This window comes from Bradyrhizobium sp. P5_C11_2 (genome assembly GCF_054049755.1).
Genome location: NZ_JBFULT010000487.1, coordinates 1 through 5,826 on the forward strand (window position 1 = coordinate 1; position 5,826 = coordinate 5,826).

A 5,826-nucleotide genomic window follows, 5' to 3' on the forward strand; every position below is an offset into this window, starting at 1 on the left:
GGACGACGTCGGGGAAGCACTCTGGCCCGCTACTGCCGCTTGCGCTCGTTCGCGGGCGCCGGCTTCGGCGGCTCGGCCGGCGGCGGCGCGGCGGCTGGTGCGCTGTTGCTGGCGCCGAACAGCACGCGGGTCGGGTTGCGGTCGAAATTGTTCACGGCGCGGCTGATGTCACCGAGCGTGCGGCGGCCGTCGGACATCAATGCGCCGGAGCGCTTGTCGAAATCGTCGGCCAGCTCACGGATCGATTTCACCGCCTGGAACAGCTCGCCGCCGTCCTTGCCGCCGGCCAGCGTGTTGAGGCCGAGCATGAGATTGTCGGCCTTGAGCATGACGCCGTCGACCTTGGCCATCACGCCGTCGATCTTCTCGGAATTGCGGGCGAGCGAATTGGTGAAGGCCTCGAGATTCTTCAGCGAGTTCTTCACCGACTCCTGATTGTCGGCGACGAGCTTGTTGATGTTCTGGAGCGTGCCGCGGATCGCCTCGGTGACGTCCTGGAGCTTGTTGGGATCCGCCGTCAGCGTCGGGATGCCGTCCTCGTCGAGCGGCGGGGCCGGCGCTGTCTCCTCGCCACCCTTGAGCGAGATCGCGGCGACGCCGGTGAGGCCCTGGAATTCGAGACCGACGAGGGTGTCCTTGCGGATCGGGGCGTTGTTCTCGACCATGGCGAGTGCGACAACCCGCCGCGGGTTATCGAGCTTCACCGAAACCACCTCACCCACCCGGATACCGTTGAAATTGACACTGCCGCCGTTGCGCAGGCCCGCCGCCGGGCCCTCGAACACGACGCGCAGGGGGCTGCGCTGCTTGGTGGTGTGCAGCGACTGGAACCACAGCACGAAGCCGATCGCCGCGGCGATGACCGCCAGCGTGAACGACCCGATCAGCACGTAATTCGCCCGCGTTTCCATCAGCTACTCCGGCTACCACTCAGCCCATGACCGCGCGGGCGCGCTTGCCATGGAAATACTGCCTCAGCCAGGGATGCTGCGAGGCCTGCATGTCGGCGATCGACCCTGCCGCAATGATCTTACCGTTCCCTAAAACGGCGATCCGGTCGCAAGCGGTGTAAAGGCTGTCGAGGTCGTGCGTTACCATGAAAACGGTCAGGCCCAAAGTGCGCTGGAGCGTCCTGACCAGCTCGTCGAAATCGCCGGCGCCGATCGGGTCGAGACCGGAGGTCGGCTCGTCGAGGAAGACGAGGTCCGGATCGAGCGACAGGGCGCGCGCCAGCGCCACGCGCTTGATCATGCCGCCGGACAGTTCCGACGGAAAGCGCTCGGCCACTTCGGGCTTGAGGCCGACCATGGTGAGCTTGGCCATGGTGATCTCGTCCATCAGCCGCTGCGACACCCTGAGATATTCGCGCATCGGAAACTGGATGTTCTGCCGCACGGTCAGCGAGGAGAACAGCGCGCCCTGCTGGAACAGCACGCCCCAGCGCCGCTCGACGTTGCGGCGCTGCGATGTGCTGGAGGAATCCAGGTCGACGCCGAACACCTCGATGGAGCCTGCGACCTTCGGCACCAGACCGATGATGGTGCGTGTCAGCACCGATTTGCCCGCGCCTGAAGGGCCGACAAAGCCCAAAATCTCGCCGCGCTTGACGTCGAGGTTGAGCCCGTCGAGCACGCGCGTCGCGCCGAACTGCACGGTGATGTCGCGGACGCGGATGATGGGATCCTGAACCACGTTCTTGATCTCTTGCGCCATCATCACATTCCGATCGATGCGAAGAAGATGGCGAACACGCCGTCCATGACAATGACGAAGAAGATGCCCTTCACCACCGACGAGGTGGTGTGCTGTCCGAGCGATTCCGCGCTGCCCTGGACCGCGAGCCCCTCGACGCAGGCGACGATGCCGATCACGGCCGCCATCACCGGCGCCTTGACCATGCCGACGATGAAATGGTCGATCGAGATGGCGTCGCGCAGGCGCAGCAGGAAGGCTTCGGGTTCGACGCCGCCATAGAGCCAGGCCACCAGCCCGCCGCCATAGAGCGCCGCCATCGCGCCGAGGAAGGCCAGGATCGGCAGCGCCAGCACCAGCGCCAGCATGCGCGGCAGCACCAGGACCTCGATCGGGTCGAAGCCCATGGTGCGCAGCGCGTCGATCTCCTCGCGCATCTTCATCGAGCCGAGCTCGGCGGTGTAGGCGCTGCCCGAACGGCCCGCGACCATGATCGCGACCAGCAGGACGCCGATCTCGCGCAGCACCAGCACGCCCAGCATGTCGACGACGAAGATGTCGGCGCCGAAGCGGCGGAAATGGAAGATGCCCTGCTGGGCGATGATGCAGCCGATCAGGAAGGTGATCAGCACGATGATCGGCACCGCGCGCCAGCAGACCTGCTCGAGATGGTGCACCGTCGAGGTCAGGCGGAGCGAACGCGGATGGATCAGCACGCGAAAACCCGCCGCGAGCACCGCGCCGAGCATGTCGATCAGGCCTGCGACGGTGCCGGCAACGCCGGACACGGCGCGGCCGATCTGCTCCAGCATGCCGGTGATGGTGATCGTGCTGCTGTCGATGACGGGCGTCGCACTGACCCGCCGCACCTCGTCGACGAGGCTCGAATAATTGGCCGAGAGCCCTGCGATCTGCGCCTCGACCGCGCCTTGCGTCAGGCTGCGGCGCAGCCGCTCGATCAGCCAGGCCCCGAACGTGTCGAGCTTGGCGACCTCGGAGACGTCGATGAAGATGCTTTGCGAGCCGCCGGCGAGCTTCTCGGCGTCGGCGACCATCCGCTCCAGGACCGGGGCGAAACTCGCGGTCCAGGTCCCGGTGGCGCAGAGTGCCAGCGCGTTGCCCTTGGCAATCCGCTCCAGCTTCGGATCGCCGCTCAAGATGTCCGCTCCCGCGCCGAGGCGCAAGAAACGGATAAAATCAAATGGTTGCGCACGCGCCCTTACCTGGAAAGGTATCCCCAACTGGCCATTGTTAGTTGCTAGAGGTAACTAGCAGGTTCAGATTTCGCCAGAGTTCAAAATGACTTCCAGCAAAGTTCCAGCACTGGCTGGGCGAATCGAGCGCTTCCCGATCGCCGGCAGCTTCACCATCAGCCGGGGCGCCAAGACCGAGGCCGTGACCGTGGTGGCCGAGGTCCGCCGGGACGGCCTGACCGGCCGCGGCGAGTGCGTGCCCTATCCCCGCTATGGCGAGACCCCCGAGGCGACCCTTGCGGCCATTGAGGCCATGCAGGCGGCCGTCGCGGGCGGGCTGACGAGGCAGGCCCTGCAAGCCGCCATGCCGCCGGGCGCGGCCCGCAACGCGCTGGATTGCGCCCTGATCGACCTGGAGGCCAAGGCGGCGGGGTTGCGAGCCTGGAACCTGCTGGACCGCCCGGTTCCGGGCGAGCGCACCACGGCCTACACCATCTCGCTGGGCACCCCCGAGGCGATGGCGGCCGCGACCGCCAGGGCTGCGCACCGGCCGCTGCTCAAGATCAAGCTCGGCGGCGCGGGCGACGACGCCAGGATCGCAGCCGTCCGGAAGGCCGCCCCCGAATCGGAGCTGATCGTGGACGCCAACGAGGCCTGGACCGAGGCCAATCTGGCGCACAACCTCGCCGCCTGCGACGCCGCCGGCGTCACCCTGGTCGAGCAGCCGCTGCCGGCCGGCAAGGACGACGCGCTGGCGCGGATCAAACGGCCGCTCGCGGTCTGCGCCGACGAGAGCGTGCACGACCGCAACTCGCTCGCGCCGCTGCGCGACCGCTACGACGCCGTGAACATCAAGCTCGACAAGACCGGCGGCCTCACCGAGGCGCTCGCCATGGCTGACGCGGCGCAGGCGCTCGGCTTCGAGATCATGATCGGCTGCATGGTCGCAACCTCGCTGTCGATGGCGCCGGCGATGCTGGTGACGCCGCAGGCACGCTTCGTCGATCTCGACGGTCCGCTCCTGCTGGCGCGCGACCGCGAGCACGGGCTGCGTTATGACGACAGCCTGGTCTATCCGCCGGACGCCTCGCTCTGGGGCTGAGTTTTCAGCCGATGCCGCGCCGACCAGATCAGGAGGCTGCCCAGGCCTGCCATCGCGGCCATCACGTAGTACACGCCCTCGCCGATCTGCGCGTAGATCGCGCCCGACGCGATCGAGGTCACCGCGCCCAACAGCCCGCTAGACGCGGCATAGTAGCCCTGCCCGCGCGCGATCTGATGCGAGGGCACGCGCTGCACCAGCAGGGTCATGGTGCCGATGATGGTGAGGCCGAAGCTGAGGCCGTGCCCCAATTGCACCACCGCGAGCAGCGCGAGCGGCGGATCATGCGCGGTGACGATCCAGCGCACCACGGCACTCGCGCCGCCGATCGCCATCAGCGACGACGGATGCAGAGAGAAGCGCGGCGACAGCGCGAAGACGACGATCTCGGCGATCACACCCAGCGTCCAGAGGCCCGCGATCGTGAGCCCGCCGAGACCATGGGCCTGCCAGCTGATCGCCGAAAACGAGTAATAGGCGGCATGACTGCCCTGGATCAGCGCGGCCGCGAGGATGACGGCCCAGAACCCGGCATCGCGCAGCAGGGCGTTGCCGGCGGGCGTCTCCGCGGTCCTGCGCCTGACATCGTCGAGCGGCTGGAGCAGCAGGCCGGCGATGGCCGCCACGACGGCCCAGGCGACGATGACCCAGATCAGCTCGCGCGTGGCGATGCTGTCGACGAGATAGCCGCAGGCGAGTGAGCCGGCGGCGAAGGCTGCCGAGCCCCACAGCCGCACCGGCCCGTAGTCGAAGCCGTAGCGAACGACGCCGCGCAGCGCGTACGCATCCGTCAGCGGGACCACCGGCGTCCACATGATGCAGGTCAGCGCATAGATCAGGAGCAGCGCCAGCGGCTGGTGCTGCAAGCCGAGCAGCGCAAACCCCACCGCCGTCGCAAACACCGAAACCATGATGCCGGCGCGAATCGCATGGCGCTTTTCGGCAAGCGCGGTGGCGTAAGGCAGCGTGGTGAACCGCGTGATCCCCGGCAGCGCGCTGATGATGCCGATCCAGGCCGCGTCGATGCCGACCGCCTTCAGCCAGACCGGAAAGAACGGCAGATGCGTGCCGGAGACCGCGAACACCGCCGAATAGAACAGCGCCAGCCGCACCGCGAATCGCTGCTTTTCGGACGCTGCGATGGGGATTTGTGATTCGCTTGCCATCAAACCAATTGCGATTCGGTCGATATCGTGGTGATCGTTAGCTTAACGCGCAGTGATTTGCGCGACGAGATTGACATGGCCTCTGAAGCATTTGCCCTCTCGCCTATGTCTGCCCGCGCGGCCGAGCCGAACGAGCAGGACTACGACGCGATCCGCGAAGCCTTCATGGAGACCGCGCGCGGCCGCTGGTTCCTCGGCGAATACGCCAAGCGAAACCGCAATGCCGACACGGCCATGGTGCTCGACGCGGTCGCGAAAATCGAGGAAACCCTTGCCGCACAGCGACAACCCGTCGTCGAGGACCGCCTGCCCGAGGCGCTGGTCGAGATCCGCCGCGCGATCCGGGAGGCCGAGACCATCGCGATCGCGGCGTTCGACCCCTCCGCGATCGAGGCGAGCGTCGGGCCGATCCAGCGCGGCGTCCGCATCATCAAGGAGATCTCGTGGCGCTGGCGCGAGATCGGCGCCGACGGGCGAATCTGCGACCTGATTGATTCGCAGCTCTCGGCCATCGAGGCGGCCTGCGCCCAGGTTTCGATCATCGACCCGCGCGAAGAGCTCAAGGCCGCCTTCGATCTCTTGAAGGAGCGGATCGACCAGACCGACGCCGATAGCGACGCAGCGCCGCAGGCGGCGGTGCGGCCCGCGCCGGCTCCGGTGCAGGAGGCGCCGC

General features: G+C 67.3%; 5 protein-coding genes and 1 pseudogene. 2 read left to right on the plus strand and 4 right to left on the minus strand.

What is annotated here, in order from left to right; genetic code table 11:
• Window positions 1-29 precede the first annotated feature (29 nt).
• Genes ACXJL8_RS31760 through ACXJL8_RS31770 form a run of 3 tightly spaced genes read right to left on the minus strand, consistent with a single transcriptional unit; the run spans window position 30 to window position 2,849 of the window.
• The gene (locus ACXJL8_RS31760; protein ID WP_456622094.1) at window positions 30-911 is read right to left on the minus strand and encodes an MlaD family protein; all 882 of its coding nucleotides are present in this window, start codon (window positions 909-911) and stop codon (window positions 30-32) included.
• A gap of 19 nt (window positions 912-930) precedes the next feature.
• On the minus strand, window positions 931-1,713 hold the full coding sequence (locus tag ACXJL8_RS31765) for an ABC transporter ATP-binding protein (protein ID WP_456622095.1): 783 nt from the start codon (window positions 1,711-1,713) through the stop codon (window positions 931-933).
• Between the two features lie 2 nt (window positions 1,714-1,715).
• Window positions 1,716-2,849, minus strand: coding sequence for an MlaE family ABC transporter permease (locus ACXJL8_RS31770; RefSeq protein ID WP_456622096.1), 1,134 nt, complete (start codon window positions 2,847-2,849; stop codon window positions 1,716-1,718).
• Window positions 2,850-2,991: 142 nt separating this feature from the next.
• Here ACXJL8_RS31770 and dgcA point away from each other — a divergent pair, with 142 nt between their 5' ends.
• Window positions 2,992-3,987 (plus strand): N-acetyl-D-Glu racemase DgcA, encoded by a 996-nt coding sequence (gene dgcA, locus ACXJL8_RS31775; protein ID WP_456622097.1) that lies wholly within the window; start codon window positions 2,992-2,994, stop codon window positions 3,985-3,987.
• On the opposite strand, the gene ACXJL8_RS31780 is transcribed toward dgcA, so the two are convergent.
• A complete protein-coding gene (locus ACXJL8_RS31780) occupies window positions 3,957-5,153 on the minus strand; it encodes an MFS transporter (RefSeq protein WP_456622098.1) in 1,197 nt (398 codons plus the stop codon). The two genes, dgcA and ACXJL8_RS31780, sit on opposite strands and share 31 nt — an antisense overlap.
• A 75-nt stretch (window positions 5,154-5,228) precedes the next feature.
• Between ACXJL8_RS31780 and ACXJL8_RS31785 the strand changes: the two are divergent.
• A pseudogene (locus ACXJL8_RS31785) lies at window positions 5,229-5,826 on the plus strand (hypothetical protein); the annotation flags it as partial.